At 50.4% G+C, this 23218-nt stretch carries 33 protein-coding genes; 16 read left to right on the top strand and 17 right to left on the bottom strand.

Annotated elements, in window-relative coordinates; translation table 11 throughout:
* Positions 1-96 precede the first annotated feature (96 nt).
* From ADJ24_RS17360 to ADJ24_RS23635, 17 genes are all read right to left on the bottom strand, one after another.
* Positions 97-747: an HNH endonuclease gene (locus ADJ24_RS17360; RefSeq protein WP_053085152.1), complete on the bottom strand. Its 651-nt coding sequence runs from the start codon at positions 745-747 to the stop codon at positions 97-99.
* Positions 748-761: 14 nt separating this feature from the next.
* Positions 762-1118, bottom strand: coding sequence for an HNH endonuclease (locus tag ADJ24_RS24490; protein ID WP_075204449.1), 357 nt, complete (start codon positions 1116-1118; stop codon positions 762-764).
* Positions 1118-1696, bottom strand: a complete 579-nt coding sequence (locus ADJ24_RS17365; protein ID WP_048703125.1) for a hypothetical protein — start codon at positions 1694-1696, stop codon at positions 1118-1120. Before ADJ24_RS17365 ends, ADJ24_RS24490 begins: the two co-directional genes overlap by 1 nt.
* Complete coding sequence (locus ADJ24_RS17370) at positions 1690-2271, bottom strand: HNH endonuclease signature motif containing protein (RefSeq protein WP_160311372.1); 582 nt, start codon at positions 2269-2271, stop codon at positions 1690-1692. The genes ADJ24_RS17365 and ADJ24_RS17370 overlap by 7 nt, the downstream gene beginning before the upstream one ends.
* Before the next feature lie 59 nt (positions 2272-2330).
* The gene (locus tag ADJ24_RS17375) at positions 2331-3788 is read right to left on the bottom strand and encodes a glycosyltransferase family 2 protein (RefSeq protein ID WP_048703131.1); all 1458 of its coding nucleotides are present in this window, start codon (positions 3786-3788) and stop codon (positions 2331-2333) included.
* A gap of 11 nt (positions 3789-3799) precedes the next feature.
* A complete protein-coding gene (locus ADJ24_RS17380; RefSeq protein ID WP_048703134.1) occupies positions 3800-4273 on the bottom strand; it encodes a hypothetical protein in 474 nt (157 codons plus the stop codon).
* Between the two features lie 350 nt (positions 4274-4623).
* Positions 4624-4773, bottom strand: coding sequence for a hypothetical protein (locus tag ADJ24_RS17385; protein WP_227163384.1), 150 nt, complete (start codon positions 4771-4773; stop codon positions 4624-4626).
* Between the two features lie 4 nt (positions 4774-4777).
* Positions 4778-5047 carry a hypothetical protein gene (locus ADJ24_RS17390; RefSeq protein ID WP_048703142.1) on the bottom strand — a complete coding sequence of 90 codons (270 nt, stop codon included), beginning with the start codon at positions 5045-5047 and terminating at the stop codon, positions 4778-4780.
* Between the two features lie 7 nt (positions 5048-5054).
* A complete protein-coding gene (locus ADJ24_RS17395) occupies positions 5055-5684 on the bottom strand; it encodes a glycoside hydrolase family 19 protein (RefSeq protein ID WP_048703145.1) in 630 nt (209 codons plus the stop codon).
* A complete protein-coding gene (locus ADJ24_RS17400) occupies positions 5684-5962 on the bottom strand; it encodes a phage holin family protein (RefSeq protein WP_048703148.1) in 279 nt (92 codons plus the stop codon). The genes ADJ24_RS17395 and ADJ24_RS17400 overlap by 1 nt, the downstream gene beginning before the upstream one ends.
* Entirely contained in the window at positions 5952-6338 is a 387-nt protein-coding gene (locus ADJ24_RS17405; protein ID WP_048703153.1) for a phage holin family protein, read from the bottom strand. The genes ADJ24_RS17400 and ADJ24_RS17405 overlap by 11 nt, the downstream gene beginning before the upstream one ends.
* A gap of 638 nt (positions 6339-6976) precedes the next feature.
* Positions 6977-7759 carry an antitermination protein gene (locus ADJ24_RS17410; RefSeq protein WP_048703156.1) on the bottom strand — a complete coding sequence of 261 codons (783 nt, stop codon included), beginning with the start codon at positions 7757-7759 and terminating at the stop codon, positions 6977-6979.
* Complete coding sequence (locus ADJ24_RS17415) at positions 7756-8067, bottom strand: hypothetical protein (RefSeq protein ID WP_048703159.1); 312 nt, start codon at positions 8065-8067, stop codon at positions 7756-7758. Before ADJ24_RS17415 ends, ADJ24_RS17410 begins: the two co-directional genes overlap by 4 nt.
* 2 nt (positions 8068-8069) lie before the next feature.
* Positions 8070-9941, bottom strand: a complete 1872-nt coding sequence (locus tag ADJ24_RS17420) for a toprim domain-containing protein (RefSeq protein ID WP_048703163.1) — start codon at positions 9939-9941, stop codon at positions 8070-8072.
* A 103-nt stretch (positions 9942-10044) separates the two neighbouring features.
* Positions 10045-11067, bottom strand: coding sequence for a hypothetical protein (locus tag ADJ24_RS23630; protein ID WP_053085151.1), 1023 nt, complete (start codon positions 11065-11067; stop codon positions 10045-10047).
* Positions 11060-11269: a DUF4222 domain-containing protein gene (locus ADJ24_RS17430; RefSeq protein ID WP_023063376.1), complete on the bottom strand. Its 210-nt coding sequence runs from the start codon at positions 11267-11269 to the stop codon at positions 11060-11062. The genes ADJ24_RS23630 and ADJ24_RS17430 overlap by 8 nt, the downstream gene beginning before the upstream one ends.
* A gap of 1 nt (position 11270) precedes the next feature.
* Positions 11271-11615, bottom strand: a complete 345-nt coding sequence (locus ADJ24_RS23635) for a transcriptional regulator (protein WP_023150197.1) — start codon at positions 11613-11615, stop codon at positions 11271-11273.
* Here ADJ24_RS23635 and ADJ24_RS17435 point away from each other — a divergent pair.
* From ADJ24_RS17435 to ADJ24_RS17505, 16 genes are all read left to right on the top strand, one after another.
* Entirely contained in the window at positions 11608-12306 is a 699-nt protein-coding gene (locus ADJ24_RS17435; RefSeq protein WP_024262617.1) for an XRE family transcriptional regulator, read from the top strand. The genes ADJ24_RS23635 and ADJ24_RS17435 overlap by 8 nt on opposite strands.
* Positions 12307-12507: 201 nt before the next feature.
* Positions 12508-12939, top strand: a complete 432-nt coding sequence (locus ADJ24_RS17440; RefSeq protein ID WP_006811077.1) for a helix-turn-helix domain-containing protein — start codon at positions 12508-12510, stop codon at positions 12937-12939.
* A 66-nt stretch (positions 12940-13005) separates the two neighbouring features.
* Positions 13006-13392 carry a S24 family peptidase gene (locus tag ADJ24_RS17445; RefSeq protein WP_048703172.1) on the top strand — a complete coding sequence of 129 codons (387 nt, stop codon included), beginning with the start codon at positions 13006-13008 and terminating at the stop codon, positions 13390-13392.
* Positions 13393-13498: 106 nt separating this feature from the next.
* Positions 13499-13720, top strand: a complete 222-nt coding sequence (locus ADJ24_RS17450) for a hypothetical protein (protein WP_048703174.1) — start codon at positions 13499-13501, stop codon at positions 13718-13720.
* Positions 13713-14066, top strand: a complete 354-nt coding sequence (locus ADJ24_RS17455; protein ID WP_048703177.1) for a hypothetical protein — start codon at positions 13713-13715, stop codon at positions 14064-14066. The genes ADJ24_RS17450 and ADJ24_RS17455 overlap by 8 nt, the downstream gene beginning before the upstream one ends.
* Positions 14066-14287, top strand: coding sequence for a hypothetical protein (locus ADJ24_RS25620; protein WP_074181351.1), 222 nt, complete (start codon positions 14066-14068; stop codon positions 14285-14287). The genes ADJ24_RS17455 and ADJ24_RS25620 overlap by 1 nt, the downstream gene beginning before the upstream one ends.
* Complete coding sequence (locus tag ADJ24_RS17460; protein ID WP_048703180.1) at positions 14284-14691, top strand: hypothetical protein; 408 nt, start codon at positions 14284-14286, stop codon at positions 14689-14691. The genes ADJ24_RS25620 and ADJ24_RS17460 overlap by 4 nt, the downstream gene beginning before the upstream one ends.
* Positions 14691-14885, top strand: a complete 195-nt coding sequence (locus tag ADJ24_RS17465; RefSeq protein WP_048703183.1) for a hypothetical protein — start codon at positions 14691-14693, stop codon at positions 14883-14885. The genes ADJ24_RS17460 and ADJ24_RS17465 overlap by 1 nt, the downstream gene beginning before the upstream one ends.
* Complete coding sequence (locus ADJ24_RS17470; protein WP_048703186.1) at positions 14882-15709, top strand: SPFH domain-containing protein; 828 nt, start codon at positions 14882-14884, stop codon at positions 15707-15709. The genes ADJ24_RS17465 and ADJ24_RS17470 overlap by 4 nt, the downstream gene beginning before the upstream one ends.
* 45 nt (positions 15710-15754) lie before the next feature.
* Positions 15755-16498, top strand: coding sequence for an ORF6N domain-containing protein (locus ADJ24_RS17475; RefSeq protein WP_048703188.1), 744 nt, complete (start codon positions 15755-15757; stop codon positions 16496-16498).
* Positions 16499-16500: 2 nt separating this feature from the next.
* A complete protein-coding gene (locus ADJ24_RS17480) occupies positions 16501-16872 on the top strand; it encodes a hypothetical protein (protein WP_065420790.1) in 372 nt (123 codons plus the stop codon).
* Entirely contained in the window at positions 16856-17113 is a 258-nt protein-coding gene (locus ADJ24_RS17485) for an excisionase family protein (protein ID WP_013097283.1), read from the top strand. The genes ADJ24_RS17480 and ADJ24_RS17485 overlap by 17 nt, the downstream gene beginning before the upstream one ends.
* A gap of 44 nt (positions 17114-17157) precedes the next feature.
* On the top strand, positions 17158-18450 hold the full coding sequence (locus tag ADJ24_RS17490) for a tyrosine-type recombinase/integrase (RefSeq protein WP_023332557.1): 1293 nt from the start codon (positions 17158-17160) through the stop codon (positions 18448-18450).
* 184 nt (positions 18451-18634) lie between these two features.
* Positions 18635-19837 (top strand): nicotinate phosphoribosyltransferase, encoded by a 1203-nt coding sequence (pncB, locus tag ADJ24_RS17495; RefSeq protein WP_023311013.1) that lies wholly within the window; start codon positions 18635-18637, stop codon positions 19835-19837.
* Between the two features lie 166 nt (positions 19838-20003).
* Complete coding sequence (gene asnS, locus ADJ24_RS17500; RefSeq protein WP_023311012.1) at positions 20004-21404, top strand: asparagine--tRNA ligase; 1401 nt, start codon at positions 20004-20006, stop codon at positions 21402-21404.
* A gap of 606 nt (positions 21405-22010) precedes the next feature.
* Entirely contained in the window at positions 22011-23117 is a 1107-nt protein-coding gene (locus ADJ24_RS17505; RefSeq protein ID WP_023311011.1) for a porin, read from the top strand.
* Positions 23118-23218: the final 101 nt, after the last annotated feature.

The following is a 23218-nucleotide window of genomic DNA, read 5'->3' on the forward strand; positions in this document are numbered from 1 at the left end:
CGGCGATGTGAAAAGAGGTTAGGCGGCGGTCCTTTAGGCTGATTCCCCTGAGGTTTTTACCCGCCCTCCCCCAGACCGCGCAAATGAGAGCAGATATCATTTAACCGACTCATGCACGATTTTCGCCAGTTTCCGGCTCGGGGGACCACTGTTACCAATGCGAGGGCTGAACACCTTACTGATGTCCCAGCCTGCCTTCAGTCGATACTCAATGGAGTTTCTCGAAATACCCAGGTAATCCGCCCATTCGTTAAGACACATCTTCTTGCCGTGAGCGGTATATCTGCGATCGGAGTTCTCTCGCATTGTCTTTCTCATCTTGTCTACGCCTCGCTTCTGATTGCACACAGGGCAACTTGGCACAAGATTGTCAGGCTCGTTATTGGTCTTACAGTCATCGAGGTGGTCGATGTGAAGGGTGTCCCAGCCAACGGTTTTTGCACACCAGTGACAACGGAACGGTCCAGCCCCATGTTTGTCGTAATAGACTTTCCGGTGCTCGTAAACACGAGGACTCCCACATGCCAAAGGATGATCGGGCGCATACACCAGCAGATATCCGCCAGTGTGCTCCAGCTTGCCATCCTTTCTTGTGCTGAGCTTCTCTGTCGTTCCATGACGCCGGACGCGCATGTAATGCTTTTCACAGTAGTGGCTGTTACGGGATCGTACCGATAATTCGCATCCATCCACAATGCAGGCAGCATGGGCGTGCGGAAGCCCTGAACCATGTTTCGATTCAGTCATCTTCACCTCGTTACTTAATTTCTGTTCAGGCGTTCGCGTGCTGTCTTAGCTTTATGGCAGCCGCGGCAAATTGATTCCAGATTAGAGAGATCGTCAGTACCGCCTTGAGCTTTCGGCTTGATGTGGTCCACCGTCTCAGCGGGTGTATACCTTCCATTCCGCAGGCATTCCTGACAGAGGTGTTTATCTCTGTCGAGAACGATTGGGCGCAGCCTGTCCCACTTACTGCCATAACCGCGCTGATGCCTGCTCTGTCCTCGCTGATGCTGCTGCCAGCCTTCGTTAAGATGCTTGATGCAATAGCCTGAGCGATCGGTGGTTGTACCAGGGCAGCCACGCTTGCGGCATGCTCTCGGTATTAACGCAGGCATCAGGCTAACCTCCACGCCCGGCGGCGTTCTGTTCGTGGTGCTGAGTCAGGATGACGTTCAACCGGTTCACCATCTGCATGATCCACCAGCGAGTAGCACGGATAGATCACTGAGCCACCCCATGCATCACCCACAGCGTAATCGGCGGGCTTGCTGTTATCCCAACGGGATAGCACGCGATGCACATGCTCAGGCGGGACGCTATAGCAAACGCCATGAATGAGTCTCGACAGCGTGATGTAATCAGCGCGTGTCTTATCAGCCACGATTAGCCGCTCAGCAATCTGCATTTGATACTGTGGAGGCCGCCCGGTACCGAGATAAAAGCTCAGCATGTCGTCAGGAAAGCGGGTCAGCAAGTCCTGAGCCTTATAACGAAAACCATCAACGGGGAATGCATCCTCTTCGATGATAATCACCCTGTCTGATTGCTCAGCAGCCCAACGAAGAGCGCGAAGGTGGTTTGAATTTGCACCAACACTATGCTCATCCCTGAAGACAATGTCAGCCTCAAGCTTACTCGCTAACTCTTCAGCCATGGTGCGGCGGGAATGGTGAGCCACGATAGCGATCAACATCTGTCAGCCTCATTGTGTGTGAAATGCTCTAGTCTGGCGGCAATAGCTGCGTCCCTGGCTTCTTCAAGTGACATGAATGTTTTCCTTAGAACAAACTTGCCATTGAGCTTAACTTGCGCGAGCCAGCGCCTGTTGCCGCGATTCAGATAAGTAACCCCGAGTACTCCAGTTTTACTATTTTTCTTAGCGCCGCCGAGGTTCTGATTGTTCTCGCTTCTGCTGGCCAACCTGAGGTGATTGATATTGCAGCAGAGCCTGTTGCGACAAATATGATCGACATCCATACCATCAGGAACAGGACCGCTTACGGATTCCCAAACAAAGCGATGCACACGTAATGCCTTACCGCCAGTCCGAATGCTTCCGTAACCTGTTTTTAACTTTGCTCCGGTCCATACCTGGCATTCGCCTTCAACCTTTGTCCTGGCCTTAATTGCTTCCTGTGGCGAGCTATAAACTGTGTTCCGCACAACCAATGGATCACCGTATTTCCGCCACCTGAAATAGTGCTTTCCGCACATCCCTCTTTTTTCAGAACGATTATCGCAGTCATTCACGTAACATTTTTTAGCCATGTGCATATCTCGCAACCAATAAAAAAGGCCGCCGAAGCGACCTTGATTTATTTTTCAAACTATTTATGGCGCCAGAAAGCGAACTCTTTACCGACACCATCGGACTTAAAAATAGTGTGGATGCGCGGGCCGGTGACAATGCGATCGCCAAACGATTTAGCAACAATGCCAAAAGCGATCATATCCCCCACCGCTGCACCAGCCTGTTCTTTCTTCCAGAAACGGTAGCTCTCTATCCGGTAGTAAAGGCGGATGATGCCGTGAGCGAATGCCATGACATCAGCACGGGTGCCACCCAGAAGGCCAGCGTTAAGCATCACATGGTTCCGGTGCTCTTCAATGAAATCCTGATAGATACGCTCCGGATGATTCTGCTTTGCCCAGGTGTCGGCGTAGGTCTTTGGTTCAGAACCGACGTAAACATTTCCGGGCTGCATTTCATCCCATGGCGCGCGCAGCATTTCGACATCGGTACCATCGGTACACCAGACGAACCGGTATTCAGGATGTTCTCGCATGTGCTGCCAGATGTGCAGCCAGCGACGGAAGTAGACATTCATCTTCACGTCAGGTACGAGATACAGCTCAACATCGGCCGGGGCCGTCAGTAATTCATCCACCAGCGCTATACGCCCACACTGGCGAAGCGAGGCCGCCCATTTGCTCAGCAGGTCAGGCGAGGCCGCCATTTTCGTGCCGCGCTGCGGGTCAGGCTGACTGGTAAGCAGCGTTGTGATTACCACGTCGCGCTGCTGCCGGTATTCAACATAACCGGTATACCCGGTATCACGCCGTTCGTTGTGGATTTTAACGTTACGTTCCACCAGCGCCTGACGGTCTGGCTTCGGTACCGAACGCTCCACGGCCTCATGCTCATCGAGAGAATGAATCAGCTTTTCTGAACCGACAACATCAGCGTAAGACCACGTCGTCAGGCCAGCGTTATGGATGCGCAGGGCAAGGTCGCTGTGTTCGTACATGCCGCGACCGTATACCGGATCGAATCCGCCTACCTTCTCGATGGTGCTGCGGTGGTAATAAAGCATCACTCCGCGCTGCCCGGTGTAAGCAACATGCTTATCATCACGGTACAGTTCCGCCATGTCGTTCAGCTTATTGCGCCCGGCCAAATCAAGAAACTGGTAAGCCAGGTGCGGCTCAGGTGATTCGATGTAAGGGAGGTGCCAGTTGTCTGCGATGGGCCAGGCGTCATCATCCCATAAAAAAAGATGTTCGCACCCGGCATCCATCAGGGCTGACAGGCTGGCGTTCTTCGAAGCAACAATGCCGAGTGATGTTTCATGGCGAAGCAGCTGCACGCCGTGGGGAACTACCGCTGCAGGTTTTGAACCATCATCGACTACCACCACCAGCGCACCAGCTGGCAGGTGCTTCATGTGCTGTTCGAGTGCTCGTTTTAAAACGTCTGCGCGCTGATGCGTCGAAATGGCAATGCCGATCCGTGATGAAACGACGCTGGCGGGAGCGTAGGGGACACCATCAATAGTGACCTGCATAAAGCCTCCCGTCAGATTCCACGCCGTAAGCAATCCCAGATTGTGCCACCGGGCTTAAGATTCTTTTTCAGTTCAGCTGACACAGCATCAGAAATCGCTTTTTCCATTTCAGGGGATAACTTCACACTGGTCTTAATTTCTGGGCCGATGCCAACATTGATGGCATAGCCTTTTCGAGGATCAGTCTCAATACGGCCAAACTGAATATTTACAGAGCTACCAATGTAACCACCAGCAGGAACACCGAAACGTGTATCTGCCAGGTGCTTAATAGCAAACTCCTGCCCTTCAGCGGTCAGGAAGGTGAAATAACTTTCCTTCAGATATTCCGTCGCTGTATATCGGGTTACCGCGAACCCCAGTTCGCGAAGCTCAGCAGCACCAGATTTAGATGGCAGCTCAGCGCATTGCAATGCACCACGAAAGAACAGCGAATACAGAACATCCGTCGCAGCGCCGGATAACGTAATGATTTTCTCACTCATGATTTATTTCCTTTTAGACGTGAGCCTGTCGCACGGCAAAGCCGCCGAAAGTTAACGGTTTGCCCAGGCTCACAGCTGAAAGACTTTCTTTGATGTGCGCGTGCGATGCGCATTAAAAAACCCCGCGGGTGCGAGGCCGTTTTATACCTTGTAGGGGATAAGTGTTTTCTTATCCGCTGGAGGGGATAACCATTATCAAGCCCACCAGCAGGTGAGCTTTGTAATGGCTAACACTTAGTGTCACCTTGGCCAGCTGATAAAAAACATAAATCCGATGAATGCGAAAAACAGCCCAGCGGCTGCCGCAACAATGATTAGAGCCCAAACAAGAATTGTTCCGATGGTTGCGATCACTTGGGCCTCACTTCTTTTGGTTGCTGGCAGTTCGCCTGCCACGCTTTGTTATGCGTCAGGATGTCTTTCTTCGTCTGGCGGTCCAGAACATCCCAGTCGTGATCCGTTCCGTAGATAGGTTTAACCCAGTCACAAGCCGTGTCCACCACCTCAACCCTTACGGGTCCAGTTGTCCCGCAGCTCGCGATCAACATCGTCGCCAGGCATATGGTTAACAGTCTGCTGTACATTGTTGGCCTCTTTCGTTGTCTCTACACGGCGATCTGCTGCTGCGACCGTTGCAGCTGCGTTATCTTCGGTGCGCTGCTGATCTGCTTTTGCTTCTGCTTTGCTTGAACCGCGAATATGGCCCAGGCCGAAAGCGCCAGCGATGGCGGCAATTACTGCTGCAGCAATACCAATTAAAGTTTCAAACCCCATAGTGACCTCACACCAGCACAGATTTCGCCAGGTTAAACAGCGCGCGGCGCTTATCCAGCCCGTTACGGCCGCCATTGATAAGCAGCGTGACGCGCTCCACGTCGCCGGAATGGAGCAGGCAGCCGTGAGAGACATAGAACCATGCAGCGGATCGCGCAGCATATTCATCCTGTTCCAGCAATTCAGGCTGGGTTACAAGGTCCAACTTCAGCGCGTGGCCACAGTTGCGGTAATTGCTGAGCCCGGTGATTTGCTTCAGGCCGCGACCGCGATATTTCCAGCCATCACCAGCAACCTGGTTGCCCAGGTTCTTTTTGCCCCACTCACCGCCGTAAACCAGATTAGCTATCGCTTTCTGATTTGCCGGTTGCGTTGCCGTTCTGCCGAGCGCGGCGGCCTGCTGTGCAGTAATGCGATGCTTGCCGAACGTAGGTACCAGGTTTTCTGCCGCATAGTTCAGGTTTTCCACCAGCCGGGTGAAACCGCCGGACTCATGGCCCATCTGCGCGATAAACATGGACTGATCGAGCGGCGCGGTTATGCCGAATTCCTTCACTGCAGCATCGATATGCGAAAACCAGCGCGAAGCGAGCCCGGCGCTAATGCCAGCCGCCTTTTGAAATTGTGATTGGTTCATTAGTGCCTCAGAAGATCAACCAGACGCGCCAGATTTCCCCGGACCTTCATAACAGCTGCGCATATCAGGAGGTTTGCCACCACCACCAGCCAACTGGAGTCACGATAGAGGCCGAAGATGAATTGCCACGGGATTACTGCGTAAACCAGGATGGTTATATACGCCAGGATTGAGATGAAAGGACGGTGCCGGGCACCATGGCGCTGGTAGAACATCAGAACGACGACGATCACCGAGCAGATAAACGCGTTTAAGACAGCTGACGGGTCAATTACCATTTCCCCCTCCTCCGCGTAACCGTGAGAAAAAACCGAACAGGGTGTTCAGGTCCTGGTTATTAAGAAAAGTTAGGATTTTTATACACAGCGCAGACAGAATCACTGCACCAAGTGCATCCAGTGGTTTTTCATAACTCGATGCAGCATTTAGCCATGATCCAACAAACCCGGCACCAAGCACTCCAACAATGAATGAGGTCAGGAAGTATGCAGCCAGGCGCGCACGCGTAAGGTTTGCAGCTGTCGCAACGTAAAACACCGCGCCACCAAACGCTCCAAACACCACTCCGAAATCAGTATGAGTAAAGACACCGTACAGGACTGAAACCAGCAGACCACCAGCCGCTACCGTAGTGCCAGAAACAGGATCGGACATTTAGCCCCCTCTTATTGCTGTGAATCCTCTCAGAAAATTTGAGGGGAGATAAAAAAAGCCCGCTTTTGAAGGCGGGCTAATGAGTGACTATTGTAAGTAAGGTAGGTAGTCGTGAGTATTGCTAACTGACCAGAGTGATGCAGTATCGGGCTGATTCACTATGGTTCAGGAGAACCATCAGTCAGTTATCTTAGACCCACAACTCAAAGCGTAGCAGCAGTTAACAAAAACATAAAAAAAACCTGCTTTTTAGGGCAGGCTCTCAAGGAATTTGGTGCTTTTATTGTTGTTATCATGGTGCCGGGTGCCTCCCGGTGACTCTACCCCAGTCAGCAAAGCCGCGCGCATACCTGCAGATAGCAGTTGACTGGAACGCCCTTTCGCTTAGAAAGGATTCACCACAATAATAAGTTACGACTAATCCATTCTAGCGGTCAATACATCATCGCCATGAGTCCTCTCAGAACGAGGGGAAACAAAAAAGGCCACCCGGAGGCAGCCCTTAAAATAAAAAACCCGCACTGAGGCGGGTTTGGTGTCGTGTAGGCGTAATATCCCACGATGGAAAGCATACAGGACAGTTTTATGCAAAGTCAATACCATCGTGCAAAAAAGTGTCGCCATTTGCTCCGATCATATTAATAAGTCGTTGCTTTCTCGAATTCTACAGCAGCGTGATGCTCCCCCTGGCGCAAAGTCTCCACCAGCATTTCATAGAAGGGTTTCCAGTTGCGTGACCATGAGGACTGATGAAGGTCAGGGAGGCGCTTCAGAATGGCACGGTGTACCGTCGCCGAGGAGATAGCAGAGAAACCATTACCAGAGCAACGTTCACACGTTTTGAAAACCGGTGCGCCGCGGTCTTTAGTCGCTTTGCGGTCCAACACTTCGCCTTTACCGCCACACCTGCACCGGGCAAGGATCACTTTCTTTCCTCCGCATGTTCCGCAAACCCTATTCACCAGCTCATTTTTAATCTTCGGGGCCACCACTTCGGCACCGTCAGCGTCGAAAATACCAGGGTGTTTAATCACATCCTCATTCGTGGAGATAAACCCGGTCCCATTGCAGCTGTGACACGTCACGCTGGTAGCCGCCGAACGGGAGTAATCGGCAAAGGCAAATTGTGCCAGCATCTGCATACACCATCCGAACTGCCCACCAGCTGCTTTGCGAACATTCTTCGGTGCGACATCCATCGCATATCGCGCCAGCGCCTGAACTGCGAGCTGTTCATCCGTTTTACTGATACCAGCCTTTCCGAAGAAAGCGGCCAGGCCGAAGCGCGCACGGCTGCTGGTGGTGCCAATCGCCGCCATTACATCTGTTCCTGTAAGGCGGTCCGGAGAAGTTCCCTTCACGTCGTCGCTGATGTGCATTCCCTGAGGACTAAAATGTTTGAGTGATGCTTCCAACTTCATTGAATGGTTTCTCCTTTTTCAGCAGTGCCAAACCAGCCCGGGTGCGCCCACTGGACATCAGTAACTTTCTCGCCGTTACCCCACAGCGTCAGAACGCGCATCGCAACGTAGTGCATGAGGATTTTTTCATGCTCTCGCCAATCATCATCAGGAGTGTCTTCAACAAATTCAGCGATCGCCTCAGCGATAAGACCGAAACACTCAAGAAAGTCACTATGACCGATTGCGATGTCTTTGGCCGTTTCCTGAAGCTCCAAAAAACGCTGCTTGGTAAAGAGGTACGACATTTCTCTAATTAGGCGATCCATTTTTAATACCTCGTTGCGTTGGTGGCTTCCCACTCGAGATCAAGCTCGCTTTGCTGTTTGCCGGCCAAGTAGTTGAAGGGCCCTTTATCACCTTCGATAAACTGGTGCGAGCGGGAATCAAAATTGGCTCCTATGTCTCCGATCCAGCCTTCCCCCTCACGTTGTTTCAACAGGCGAATCATTGAGGCGGGCATTTGGATAGCAGTCTGCTCGTCCTTATCAAGGCACTCATAACCCATTCTTTCAGCCTTGCGCTGCGCCAGTTCGCGCGGGATGTTACGCCAGACGGCCATAACGTTGTCGGGCATGTCGGTTAAAGCGCCAGTGCCTTTTACGTCCATCTTTCCGGTTGGAGCGGAGTCGTTTGTTTTTCTGGCGTGGGTAACCAGCAGGACGTGACAGTTATGCTCGTTCTTGAAGTCGCACAGCGTATCGATGAAGTCCTTTTGACCTGTGTAGTCTTCTTCGTCTAAGCCACATTTAGCGAGGTTATCTATGACGAACAGCTCAATGCCATAGCGACGCCGGGCATAAGCAAAAATCTCAAGAAGCCGGTCTGCTTTGGCCGTTCCCGTTAGTTTGAATACCCACAGTCGGTCAGAAAACCATTCGTTGGTCATAATGATTTCTTCACGCTTCGGTGAGGAAGTACAGATCGTTTGCCGCGTGAGTCGGGCAAGCATTTTGCCTGGTTTAAGCTCCAGTGAAGCAATACAGGTCCTGACGCCCTGACTCATCGCATCAATCGCGATATGTCCAACGAGTTCTGTTTTGCCATGCCCATTTACGCCATTGACCAGGGTCAGCTCACCGGCACGGAACTTAAAGTTGTTGTTCAGCGAAGCCCAGGGGCTTGTAAACAGGCCAGTATCCCGATGTTCGAATGCCTCGATTGTTTCCTGAAGCAAATCCCCTGCTGAGCAAAGCTCATCGGGATCGAAGAATTTAGCGCGCTCCATGTATTCCAGAATGGAATCGCTGTCCATGCCGTTCATGAGACAATCGTTGATATCTTTGTGCGGAAGTTCAACCATACGGCAACGATGCTCACCAAGACGTCTGGCGATTTCTTTTGCCGCTTCACGGCCTACATCGTCGTTGTCCAGGCACAGCCAGATTTCCTGGAAGCGATCGAGATTGTGGTATTCATATTCAATCCACTGCTGTTTGGCTCCCTTGCCTCCACCAAATGGGACGGACAGGGCATCATAGCCAAGCTGCGTGAAGGTCATGCAGTCAATCTCACCCTCGCACAGCACTACCAGGCGGGTGTTTTTATCCAGCGCCTGCCAGCCAAAGAGACATGGTTCACAATCAGCTTCAGCCATGATCAGCTTTTTGCCGTTTGGCCGTTCAGTACCAATACGTTTTACCTGCAGCAGTTCGCCGTTCCGGATGTACGGGAATGCTACGGCAGGCACCTCACGGTTTTCGTCGTGGTACCAGACCACCGCGTCTGTCACTTTAAAACGATCGGCTGTTTCACGGGTAATGCCACGCGAAGCAAGGTAGTCGTAGCATTTACTGGCCGATTTAACACCCTTCTTTGTCGGACGAGAGAACGTTTTTTTCTTCGCTTCGAAGTGGTGGTCGTCGTCTTTCAGACCAAGAAACTCTTTCGCTTCTCGCATGGCGTCATGCAACTGACAGTTACGCACCAGCACCCAGAGATCCAGCAGGTCACCACTGTCACCGCTGGCAAAGTCAGCCCATGACTTTTTACCGCCGATATTGACCTTGAGGCTTTTGCCTGAGTCACCGTTAGTATTGCCGGCACACCACTCTTTCCCCTCAAGATGTCCTTTCGGAAGGAGAAATTTAGCTACGCGCTCGGCGTTATCCCATAGTTTTTCTGAAAGTTCAGCAGGGGTCATCAGACACTCCGTAAATCAAATTTGATAAAGCACCACGTCACGAATCCCTCGCGCAGAAAGCCACAGTTATAACCAGCAACCAGCACACGCTTGAGAATGGTTTTCATGGGCGGTTAGCTCCGCGCTTCATGCGGTCAATTGCGGCCTGACTGATAAACACCTCAGCCGAACCGTCATTTGGTTTGGCATACCAGGACGCTCCTGTCCCACCAACGGCGTTTGTGCCTGCGGAAATTTGATGGGCTCCCTCTGGCTTTTCGTCGTTCCAGCGCTCACCGTTCAGGTATGAGGCTGGAAGGAGTTTGTCGAAGCCCATTTGCTGCGCCTTTGCCCTGAGGCGGATATCTTCTGCAAGCATTACGGCGAAGCTATCCGGAGTACCTCGGTTTGTTTTTTTCCATTCGCGGTATTTGGTTTTAAAGGCGGACCGGGCCTTGACCTTGGCATCCTTCCTCAAACCTGCGTCCCAAAAAATATTTTCGAAAGCGGCATCGATTGGATCCGGGACTCCAGCACCTTCGGAGTCTGAATCAGGTTTTCCCTGTGCAGGTTGACCTTTCGACTCGTCAGGTTTATCGCCATCGGTCCGATTCGCATCGGACAAATTAGTTTGATCTTGTTCTTTCTCCTGCTCCTGTTCCTGCTCTTGGCTTGCAAGCCCCTTTAAAGCCCCTTCATTTACATCCGGGATCTGGAGCTCACTACTACGGGGACAAGTCATATTGAACTGCTTCGAATATTTCTCGTAAAACTCTGAAAGAAAGAGGTTATCCGATACTTTGTTGTATTCGTTCTGTACTCCAGTACAGCGCTTGTCTCCGGGTTTCAGTGCCTCGCCGATTTGATGCGTTGCCATTTCGATGACCCACACCATCTCTGAATGCTCGTCGTACTTACAAAACCCGGCTTTAATGGCGCTATTAAGCCCCTTCTTAGCCCCTTCCATGGTTAATCCAGTCTCATGAGACAGGAACGCAAGGGGCATGTAATAAAGACCGATCATATTGGCGTGCGGACTGGTAAGCAGGTACAACGCCACAAGCTGAGACTCTGGACCAGCCTGACGCAGCTCTTTGCCTGTTCTGCCAATCCAGAAGTGAGGAGACACCTTTCCGTAATCACGCATTTTGCGCCTCCGAGACCTTCGTAAAATATTGTTGGAACTTCCAGACAGGCTGCATACATTCATGCGGGTAATTCTGCCTGGTGAAATACACCTGCTGTTTATCCCGATTCCAGCCGGTGACATGCACAATCACACCGCGCGGATCGCGATAATCGATATCCAATTGCTTAATTTGGTTTTCGGTAGTGATTGAGTGCGACATATCACACCTCATTGCCTGGATGAGGGAATGTGTCTGGAAGGTCTGGGCGGATCTGGTAGGCTTTAACTTCGCCCCCAGTAGCTTTAACAATGGACATGACATGATCAGCCTTAACCCGGCTACCATTAAGCCAGCGAAAAACAGCTGGTTGAGTAACACCGCAAGCCCTTGCTAATGCAGCTTGTCCGCCGAGAATATCGATAGCTCTCTTGACATGTTGATTGATCATAAAAATACCAAAAGTTATTGAACACAAGGAAAGAGTATAACCTTGAATAACTTTATGCAATAACTTATCGTATTTGCCACTTAATAACTTTTTGTATAGGCTTATTGGTATGAACACATTCTCAGATCGTCTTCAAAAAGCGATGGTTGACGCTGGCCTTACACAGGCAGAATTAGCGATGAAAGTTGGGGTTTCGCAACCAGCTATCTGGCGCCTTGTTGCAGGCAAAACCAACACAACACGTAAGTTGGTTGAGATTGCGAATGCGCTGGGTGTAAGCCCTGAATGGCTTTCTACCGGGAAAAATCATGTACCCCACAGGCAGGGATATGTGATAGAGACTATGCCCGACAGGGAAGTAAAGGATAACGCTGGCATATTCAGGGTCGAAGTTCTTGACCTTTCGGTGAGTGCCGGGCCTGGCACGTTTATGCTTTCAGAATATGTTGAGGTTTTACATGCTATTGAGTTCACTACTGAACACGCAAAATCTCTCTTTGGAAATCGTAGTGAAGATGTCGTAAAAGTAATGACCGTCAATGGCGACAGCATGGCCAGCACATTCAATTCCGGTGATCGTGTCTTCGTTGACATTTCCGTCCGACACTTTCTAACGGATGGTGTTTATGTCTTTGTTTTTGGTAAAACATTTCACCTAAAACGACTCCAGATGCAGGGAAACAGGCTAGCAGTCTTATCTGATAACCCAGCATATGAGAAATGGTATATCACTGAAGAAAACCAAGATGACCTTTACGTGATGGGCAAAGCCATAATGCACGAATCAATCAATTACAATAGGCTCTAACCTTCAACATCACACCTTTTGAAGCCGCTGAAAAGCGGCTTTTTCTTTATCAATAGCTGTATACATGCAGTAAAATAATAAAATTTAATCAAAAAAATCAATGCATTAAACCAAATTGCAAAATAAAAATAAGTTTTGTTATTGCAATAAGTTATTGCATGACTTAAAGTTCATTCATCGGCAAACAACGGAGCCAATGAAATGAATACTCAAATCACCGTAGCCAAAACCATCGGCAAAAGAATATTAAATCAAAGATCTTCGCTTCGACTCTCTCAGGATTTTTTGGCTGATCATCTTGGTTTAACAACCGAAACCATTAACAACTGGGAAACGGAAAAAACTGTTCCGTTTGCTGACCAGTTAATCCAATTGGCTAACATTCTTCATTCTGATGTTCTGTGGCTCATTTCAGGAAACGAGCAGTGTGGTGAATTTACAGAGCCAACAAGCATTATAACTTCCAATCAACTTAATTCATGGTCTGCGGATATTGGCAATTGCAGAATGGCTTTATCCAACGCTATGGATTGTATGCCTCCGGAATTGTCGGCTATTGGTACGCTAACTATAGTTTATGAAAAATTAGACGACTTGCAAGAAACCATCTGCAAGCAAGCCGACAAGATTTAAAATTAATTAACATTATTTAATTAACACCTTTCTTGGTGGGGCCAAACTCACCCTGAGGAAATGAAAATGCAAAATTCCGTCGCAATTAATCAGCCGATTAAAACGCCTCAAATGCTGTTCGGATCTGACAACATTAATGACTTTGGCAACCGAGTTCAAAGCTGCCGGATGGAAGGTGACTCCATGCAGCCGACCATCGAACCATTTGAGGTTGTGGCTTTCGTTGATTGCGGTGGACGTGCGCTTACCTCTGGCATTTATGTTTACACAATGGATGCTTTTGGTCGCCCATGCCTTTTCATTAAGAGAATCGAGCCATTAGCTGATGGCTCATTAAAAATCATCTCTGATAACCATCATTACGAAACTTTCACCCTTAACACCGATGAACAGAAAGAAATCAAAATTCACGGTCGGGTAGTCGCTTCTTTGGATGTGAGGCGCTTCGTATGACTTTCATCAAAGACATAGCGGCATATAGAACAGCATGCCTTTATGCGGCCTGCGGTTACGAGGTAATCGCTCGTCTTTATCTTAAAAAAGCATATGGTCGTTAATTATGGGCGTTTTAAAAAGACAGGATATTCAGGAAGTGAATATCAAGGCGGAGAAGTTGTCAGGCTTGTCGCAAACATTATTTGAATATCACGACAAGTTAGACATATTTCAACTCAAAACAATATGCGCTCTGGTTTATGGCCTCGCCGCTGAGATTCATGGGTGGACCGAAAAAGAAGAGGAAATAGTTATGAGTTTGGAGGAGGAACAGCGCAATGGATAAATTAATCGAGACATATCGTCGACGAATTTTAAAAGCAGCATTATTACGCCACCAGCGTAAAACTGGCAGTAACTGCCTTGTTATTAAGCTCAATAAAGGCGGTATTAACACGGTCGAGTTAACAGAGATTCTTCTCGATGGATTATTACGAAAATTCGAAAGGCTCGCGATTAGTGAGTACGGGAATGTCGAAGGCGTAAAAGCTATCAAGGGAATTTACAGCAGCGCTGTTGATGTTAATGGCGGCGGTGAATTTCTTACGGATAGCGGGAAGGAATTAATAGACGAGCTCATTTCTGAGCTGGTTGAGTTCGTCAAAAAACAAAAAGTGGAGGCTCGGATCTGATGGCGCTGACAGCGATACGAATTCCTGAGTGGGTACACCTGCAGGCGGTCCATGTACTCCGCCAGTTCAGGGCCAGGCGAATTCATCCCTGCCGTATGCACGGCTCCGGAAACCTGAGCCTGAGGGTTAATCGCCGCTGGCGACTGCTCTCCCGCGATGGCGGAAAGAACTGGGAAGTAATGAGTCACGAACGATACAGCAAAGTTAAGGACCGGAAATGAACGATAAACGCATTAGCACCACCTCAATTGACAGCGCCTTTGCCAAAGAGCTGCAGCCCGTTTACGTCGTATCACGACACGGCTATTCGCGCCGTTTCCTTAGCAGGAGCGCAGCGATCAGTAACCTTGCTCACTACATGGTAACCAAAACTTTTCATCGTGCCGGTTTGAACACCAACGAACCAGACGAACCTGTTTTCAGCAATGGTGTGCTCGTCAACCGCATGGGCCAGCACACACAGCAATATCTGTTTGCACATAACCGATGCATGCGGCGCATTCGCCGGATTCTGGAGCGTAAGCGCGAAGCACATAAGTGGCTCGGAAAGTGGGACGCCATGCATGACCGATTCGTGAAAGAGCAGGCAGAACTGCAGGCCAGTAAACCAGAGGGGCTGCGCTGATGATTGCCTACTTACGCATCGTTCTATCGCTGGTAATTGTCGCCAGCGTTTATGGGCTGTTTGTTCCGATCCTCATATCGATGAAGGACACCACAGCTGTGTTATCCGGTTTTGCCCTGGCGATCCTGACCCCGCCATGCATCTACGCCATCTGTAAGGGTCTTGTTGTAACCGTAACTAAGGAAAAGAAATGAAAAAAGCAATTATGGCTTCAATTATCGCGCTCTCTGCCATCGGTCTTGTAGGTTGCGATCGTGTCGAGCCCGGCAACGTGGGTATCAAGGTGAATAAGCTGGGAGACGACAAAGGCGTCGGTGAAGTGGTTGGCGTAGGCCGCTATTGGACCGGCTGGAACACAGAGGTCTACATCTTCCCAACCTTCAAACAGATGAAAACCTACGACGACGCATTCAATTTCCAGATGAGTGACGGCACTACGATCGGCTATCACATTGGTGTCGCCTATAAAGTTGATCCAACCAAAGTGACGACGGTCTTCCAGACCTATCGCAAAGGTGTGGACGACATCACCGATACCGACCTGCGCCAGAAGATTGCCGATGCCCTTAATCGTCTAGCAAGCCGCATGAGTACCGATAAGTTCATTGACGGCGGGAAAGCTGAGCTGCTTGAAAACGCTCTGAAAGAGATCCAGTCCGACATGGGGCCGGTAGGAATCCAGGTTATCAGCCTTTCTTACGTAGGCCGTCCGGAGTACCCGCCGACAGTTATCGACAGCATCAACGCCAAAGTTACCGCAAACCAGAAAACCCTGCAGCGCGAGCAGGAGGTGAAACAGCGTGAAGCCGAAGCAAACATGCTGCGTGCGGAAGCGGATGGACAGGCAGACGCAAAGCTGAAGCTGGCAGAAGCAGAGGCAAAGTCTATCCAGATTCGTGGGCAGGCCATGCGCGAAAACCCTGAAGTGCTTCAACTGGAGGCCATCAACAAATGGAATGGCACCCTCCCACAGTACATGACAAGTGGGGCTGGTACTCCATTCATTCAGGTCAAGTGATTCACCAGCCCGGCGTAAAGCCGGGCACTCAGAAGGACATCGAGCATGAACACAGTAACTATCAATAATACGCAGCTTCCGGCAGTCGAATATCGCGGTCAGCGTGTTGTGACTTTTGCAATGATTGATGAAGCACACCAGCGACCAGATGGTACTGCGGGACGAAATTTTCGTGAAAACAGAAATTACTTTGTTGAGGGAGTGGATTACGTTGAATTAGGTTCCGACGTTATACGCCGGGACCTTCCAGAAGGAGTTTTTTCAAAGTTTGCACCATCTGGAATTGTGCTTTTTGAGTCTGGATATCTCATGGTGGCTAAGTCACTAACGGACGAACTTGCCTGGCAGGTTCAGCGCGAACTGGTCAACAGCTACTTCCGCACTCGCGCACCGCTGACGGAAATCGAGATGATCGCCGCAATGGCCGCCGATGCCGTTCGCCAGCAGAAGCGCCTGAATCATGTTGAAGAGCAGATCGAAACGGTCACAGAAGCTGTGGAGAACATCAAACGCGGGACCATGCGCGCCGGTTATGTCGGTTACCGTCAGGTGGTCGCTAAAAGCGGAATGAGTGACGCTAAGTGCCGAAATCTGGTCAATGCCTACCGCATCCCGACAGACACGCACGAATTTATGACTCCAGATGGGCTGTTGTCACGTAGGGCTATTGTCGAACTGGAGCCGTTTATGGCCGCCTTTCGCCAGATGATGTCAGAAGCTGAACCGCGCGGCACCCGCTGGTATCACCCTAAAATGGGTCTGTTCCAGGCGATTGGGTGGGAGGGTTAAGAATGCACAAATTCTTCGTGGAGACAGACAACCTGAACACTATCAGCGATTGCCTGCAGCAGCTTGTTAACGCAGAAGAAGCGCAGCTCAGTATTGAGGAGCAACTGGCGAGATCGAACAGCAGCAGTGAATGGAGTACATGGCGTAAAAAGGCAGAGAACGCGCTGCGGCTGATCAAAGGGAAGCGCCGCATCATCACAGCCCGTCTGGCAGTCCTGCGTCATGAGGAAAAAGAACGCAACCTGGAGCTGCACCAGCAGCACAACGATTTCCTGGTTCAGGCTCTGCGCGAAATTGTAACGCCCTCCTCTTTTGCACGTTGCGTGCGTCAGGCTAAAGAGAAAATGGAGGATATCCATGCAAACCAGTGCTGAAATCGTTCTTCTGGTGCCGAATGACTGGGTTAGCGAAAAGGTTCTGATTGCGGTTACCGGGCTCAAGCCCGGAACCATCACCCGCGCCAGAAAAGAATCCTGGATGCTTGGCCGCGAGTACCTGCACATTTCACCAGATGGTAATCCCAAGCCTTCAAGCGAATGTATGTATAACAGGAAAGCCGTTGATCAGTGGATCGAGGCGCAGAAAAAAAATCAACCAGGTGCGAAGACAGCATGAAAAGCAGTACACTCATCCACGCTCCTGGACGTCAGGAGGGATCAATGGCTAATGCATCATACCCGACAGGCGTCGAAAACCACGGCGGTTCGCTCCGCATATGGTTTCTGTATAAAGGTAAACGTGTCAGGGAAAACCTCGGTGTCCCTGACACTGCAAAAAATCGCAAGATAGCTGGTGAGCTGCGTTCTTCGGTTTGTTTTGCGATAAGGATGGGGAATTTTAACTATGCAGAAAAATTCCCAAACTCACCGAACCTTGCCCGGTTCGGTCAGGATAGAAAGGAAATTACTGTGCTGGAGCTTACCGAAAGATGGTCAGAGCTGAAGAGAATGGAGATCAGCTCTAATACCATGAGTAGGTACGAATCCATCATAAAAAACATGCTTCCGCGCATCGGCGAAAATAAAATGGTTTCTGCGGTTACCACTGAAGATTTGCTGTATGTCAGGAAGGAGTTGCTGACGGGCTTCCATGTAATGAAAAAGGATCACCGGACACAGGTAAAAGGCCGGAAGTCTTCCACGGTGAATAATTACATGATGCTGATGGCCGAGATCTTCCAGTTTGGAGCTGATAACGGCTACGCAAAGGAAAACCCGTTTAGCGGAATTAACCGTCTCAGGAAGGCAAAAGACGAACCAGATCCACTCACGACAGACGAGTTCATCAGGTTCATTCAGGCATGCGGCCACCAGCAGATGCGAAATCTCTGGACCGTCGCCGTTTATACCGGAATGAGGCATGGGGAATTATGTGGTCTTGCATGGGAAGACATCGATCTCACCGCTGGAACCATTACGGTTAAGCGTAACCTTACCCAAACGTATGAGTTCACCCTGCCAAAAACCGAGGCAGGCACTGACAGGGTGATTTATCTCATACAACCAGCTATTGATGCCCTCAGGAATCAGGCCCAACTGACGCGCCTTGGCCGGCAGCATGAGGTTGAAGTGAATTTGCGTGAATATGGCCAGTCAGTCATACATCCATGCACTTTCGTTTTCAGCCCTCAATGCGTCAAGCGTGGGTCACGAAGAGGATATCATTACGCGGTTAATTCGATTAATAAAATTTGGGGCCCGATAATCAAGCGCGCCGGTATACGGTACCGCAACGCGTATCAGTCACGGCATACCTATGCGTGCTGGTCATTGTCAGCCGGGGCGAACCCAAATTTTATAGCAACTCAGATGGGGCATACCGATGCACAGATGGTTTACAAGGTGTATGGAAAGTGGATGTCAGAGAAGAGCGGCGAACAGGTTACTCTACTCAACAAGGCGCTTTCACACATTGCCCCATCGCTGCCCCAAAGCATGATAGCAGCGCAGTAGAAAACCTTAAATTCAAGTGGTTAGCAGCTCTGTTGCTACATTTGTATAACACGGGGCACAAAATGCCCTCGACCATAAAACGCGCTTATGTTGTGATCGGGGTTCAATAAATCACTAAACAAGGTATACTCCGGAGTTGTTTATTGTACTAAACGCTCCTGTGAGAGGATGCTACTGCGCACCTATGACTCAATTCGCTTCTCCAGTTCTGCATACGTTGCTGGATACCGACGCGTATAAACTGCATATGCAGCAAGCCGTTTTCCACCACTACTATGACGTTCACGTCGCGGCGGAATTCCGCTGTCGCGGCGACGACTTGCTCGGTATCTACGCAGACGCCATTCGTGAACAGGTCGATGCTATGCAGCATCTGACGCTGCAGGACGAGGAATATCAGTGGCTTTCTGGCCTGCCTTTCTTCAAAGCCGATTACCTGAACTGGCTGCGCGATTTCCGCTATAAGCCGGAGCAGGTCACCGTGCTTAACGATAACGGCAAACTGGATATTCGCCTTGAAGGCCCGTGGCGGGAAGTGATCATGTGGGAAGTACCGCTTCTGGCGGTGATCAGTGAACTGGCTCACCGCTACCGTTCGCCGGAAAAAGGCGTCGAGCAGGCGGTCGCCGCGCTGGAAAATAAACTCGCAGCCTTCTCTACGCTGACCGAAGGGCTGGACATGTCCCGCTTCCGCCTGATGGACTTTGGCACGCGTCGCCGTTTCTCACGTGACGTTCAGGAGGCCATCGTTAAACGTCTGCAGCGGGAGCCGTGGTTCGTTGGCACCAGCAACTACGATCTGGCACGCCGCCTCAGCCTGACGCCAATGGGCACCCAGGCACACGAGTGGTTCCAGGCGCATCAGCAGATCAGCCCCGATCTGGCTAACAGCCAGCGCGCGGCACTGGCCGCATGGCTTGAGGAGTACCCGAATCAGCTCGGGATTGCCCTCACCGACTGTATTACGATGGATGCCTTCCTGCGCGACTTTGGTCCCGAGTTCGCTGAACGTTACCAGGGATTACGCCACGACTCCGGGGATCCGGTTGAATGGGGCGAGAAAGCCATTGCCCATTACGAAAAACTCGGCATTGATCCGATGAGCAAGGTGCTGGTCTTCTCGGATAATCTCGACCTGGCGAAAGCGGTCGACCTCTATCGCCATTTCAATACCCGTGTGAACCTGAGCTTCGGGATTGGTACCCGTCTGACCTGCGATATTCCTCAGGTAAAACCTCTGAATATCGTCATCAAACTGGTGGAATGTAACGGCAAGCCGGTGGCAAAACTCTCCGACAGCCCGGGTAAAACCATCTGCCATGACAAAGCGTTTGTCCGCGCATTGCGCAAAGCGTTCGATCTCCCCTTGATCAAAAAAGCCAGTTAAGCGCTTACGGGAGCCTTTATGGCTCCCTTCTCCTTATTTATTTCTCAATTCTTCTCTTTTGACTGCGAAATTTACTTGTCTGATAGCGGATGGCAGGTAACATAGATATCCCCCCATAAGGGTGGACAAGTGTTTATTTTTTCCGACTATTAACAGAGAGAATATTATGAGCGTTGTGCCTGTAGCCGACGTACTCCAGGGCCGTGTCGCCGTTGACCAGGAAGTCACCGTGCGCGGATGGGTGCGTACCCGCCGAGATTCTAAAGCTGGCATCTCCTTCCTTGCCGTCTATGACGGTTCCTGCTTTGATCCTGTACAGGCCGTCATTAATAATTCTCTGCCCAATTACAATGATGACGTTCTGCGACTGACAACCGGTTGCTCCGTCATTGTTACCGGCGTGGTTGTGGCGTCACCGGGCCAGGGCCAGAGCTTCGAAATTCAGGCCACTGCGATTGAAGTCACCGGCTGGGTTGAAGATCCGGATACCTACCCGATGGCGGCAAAACGCCACAGTATCGAATATCTGCGTGAAGTCGCCCACCTGCGTCCGCGTACCAACCTGATTGGTGCGGTGGCGCGCGTGCGTCATACGCTGGCGCAGGCGCTGCATCGTTTCTTCGATGAGCAGGGTTACTTCTGGGTGTCTACCCCGCTGATCACCGCGTCCGATACGGAAGGTGCCGGTGAGATGTTCCGCGTTTCGACGCTGGACATGGAAAACCTGCCGCGCACGCCTGAAGGTAAAGTGGACTATGACAAAGACTTCTTTGGTAAAGAAGCCTTCCTGACGGTATCTGGTCAGCTCAACGGCGAAACGTACGCCTGTGCGCTGTCTAAGATCTACACCTTTGGCCCAACCTTCCGCGCCGAAAACTCCAACACCAGCCGTCACCTGGCGGAATTCTGGATGCTGGAGCCTGAAGTGGCCTTTGCAGACCTGAACGATGTTGCGGGTCTGGCGGAAGCGATGCTGAAGTATGTGTTCAAAGCGGTGCTGGAAGAGCGTCCTGACGACATGAAATTCTTCGCAGAACGCGTAGACAGCGATGCTGTGGCGCGTCTGGAGCGTTTCGTGTCTGCCGACTTTGCGCAGGTGGACTATACCGACGCGGTGGCGATCCTCGAGAAATGCGGTGAGACGTTCGAGAACCCGGTTTACTGGGGCGTTGACCTGGCGTCTGAACACGAACGCTATCTGGCCGAGAAGCATTTCAAAGCGCCGGTTGTCGTTAAAAACTACCCGAAAGACATTAAGGCCTTCTATATGCGCCTTAACGAAGACGGTAAAACCGTGGCAGCGATGGACGTTCTGGCGCCGGGCATTGGTGAAATCATCGGTGGCTCTCAGCGTGAAGAACGTCTTGACGTGCTGGACGCGCGTATGGAAGAGATGGGGCTCAACCCAGCTGACTACAGCTGGTACCGCGATCTGCGTCGTTACGGTACCGTACCGCACGCCGGTTTTGGTCTGGGCTTCGAGCGTCTGATTGCCTACGTTACTGGTGTTCAGAACGTACGTGACGTGATTCCTTTCCCACGTACTCCACGTAACGCCAGCTTCTAATCGATACAATACTAAAATGGCCAGCTTATGCTGGCCATTATTTTATTCTGTATTGTCAGTTTTCGTCAGCGTAAAGTCAGCATCTTTAAACCTTCACCCCGTCACAACCACTACCTGTTACGTTTTGTTTCCGCGAAATATCCAGCCACAAAAAATAAACCACATTCTTATTGCGATTATTACATCCTCAAGCGATAGCACAAATTTCAACCACTTTTACAGCCGTCCGGAAGGCCTTTTGGAGTCATAAGAAAAAACAAGCCGTTTAGCGTCTGTTTATATGAATCGCCTTTATCTCAATTAATCATAAGGAATTCATATATATAGGATAGTGCTTGTTGTTTAATTCGCCAGGGCGTTCTGAAGTTTGAGGTGGTTCACAAAGTTCCCGAAAATACATATTTAGTTACACATAATTTCTTTTGGTTACTTAATCTTGAGAATTGTAGCACTTTCAGGCTAGCGAAACGCTTCGCCGAATGGAAAGATGCCTGTCAGATACATAAAGACACCAAACTCTCATCAATAGTTCCGGAAATATTTATTGACAGAATTTATTGACGGCAGTGGCGAGTGTCATAAAAAAACCAATGAGGGTAATAAATAATGATGAAGCGCAATATTCTGGCAGTGGTAATCCCTGCCCTGCTGGTAGCCGGTGCAGCTAACGCTGCAGAAATCTATAACAAGAACGGCAACAAGCTGGACTTCTACGGTAAAGTTAACGCCGAGCACGATTTCGTGACTTCCGGTGATAACACCAACAATAACGACGCTACCTACGCGCAGATCGGTTTCAAAGGCGAAACTCAGATCAACGACCAGCTGACCGGTTACGGCCAGTGGGAATACCGTTTCCTGGCCAACCAGGCTGAAAATGGTGCTCAGACTAACAAAAACCGTCTGGCATTCGCTGGCCTGAAAGCGGGCGATGCTGGCAGCATCGACTACGGTCGTAACTACGGTATCGTTTACGACGTAGAATCATACACCGATATGGCGCCGTCCTTCTCTGGTATGACCTGGGGCGGTAACTATGTTGATAACTTTATGACCAGCCGCAGTACCGGTCTGCTGACCTACCGTAACAGCAACTTCTTCGGTCTGGTTGACGGTCTGAGCCTGGGCGTTCAGTACCAGGGCAAAAACGACCGTGCTGACGTTAAAACCTCTAACGGTGACGGCGTAGGCTACTCCCTGGGCTACGATTTCGGCGAAGGCTTCGGTGCAATCGCATCTTACAGCAACGCTAACCGTACTCTGAATCAAAAAGCTGATGGTGAAGGCGACAAAGCTGAAGCATGGGGTGTTGGTCTGAAATACGACGCTAACAACATCTACCTGGCAACCACCTATGCAGAAACCCGTAACACCACTCGTACCGGTTCTAACGGTGACGCTGGCTTCGCTAACAAAACGCAGAACTTCGAAGTGGTTGCTCAGTACCAGTTCGACTTCGGCCTGCGCCCAGCAATCTCCTACGTGCAGACCAAAGGTAAAGACCTGGCTGCGGTCAACGGCTTCAGCGGTGGCGATGCAGACCTGGCTAAATTCATCCAGGTTGGTACCACTTACTACTTCAACAAGAACTTCAACGTGTGGGCTGACTACTATATCAACCTGCTGGACAAAGACTCCGACTACGCGAAAGCTGTTGGCGGTCTGAACGGCAACGACGATATGGCTGCTGTGGGCGTAACCTACCAGTTCTAATCAGAACACCACTTTGTTATATGCTTAATGAACAGGGCTTCGGCCCTGTTTTTTTATGCCTGACAGAAAATAATGGCGACTTTTGAAAAGCCGCACGCTTT

Source organism: Enterobacter sp. 940_PEND (assembly GCF_001059415.1).
In the GTDB taxonomy this organism is placed as follows: Bacteria; Pseudomonadota; Gammaproteobacteria; order Enterobacterales; family Enterobacteriaceae; genus Enterobacter; species Enterobacter cloacae_M.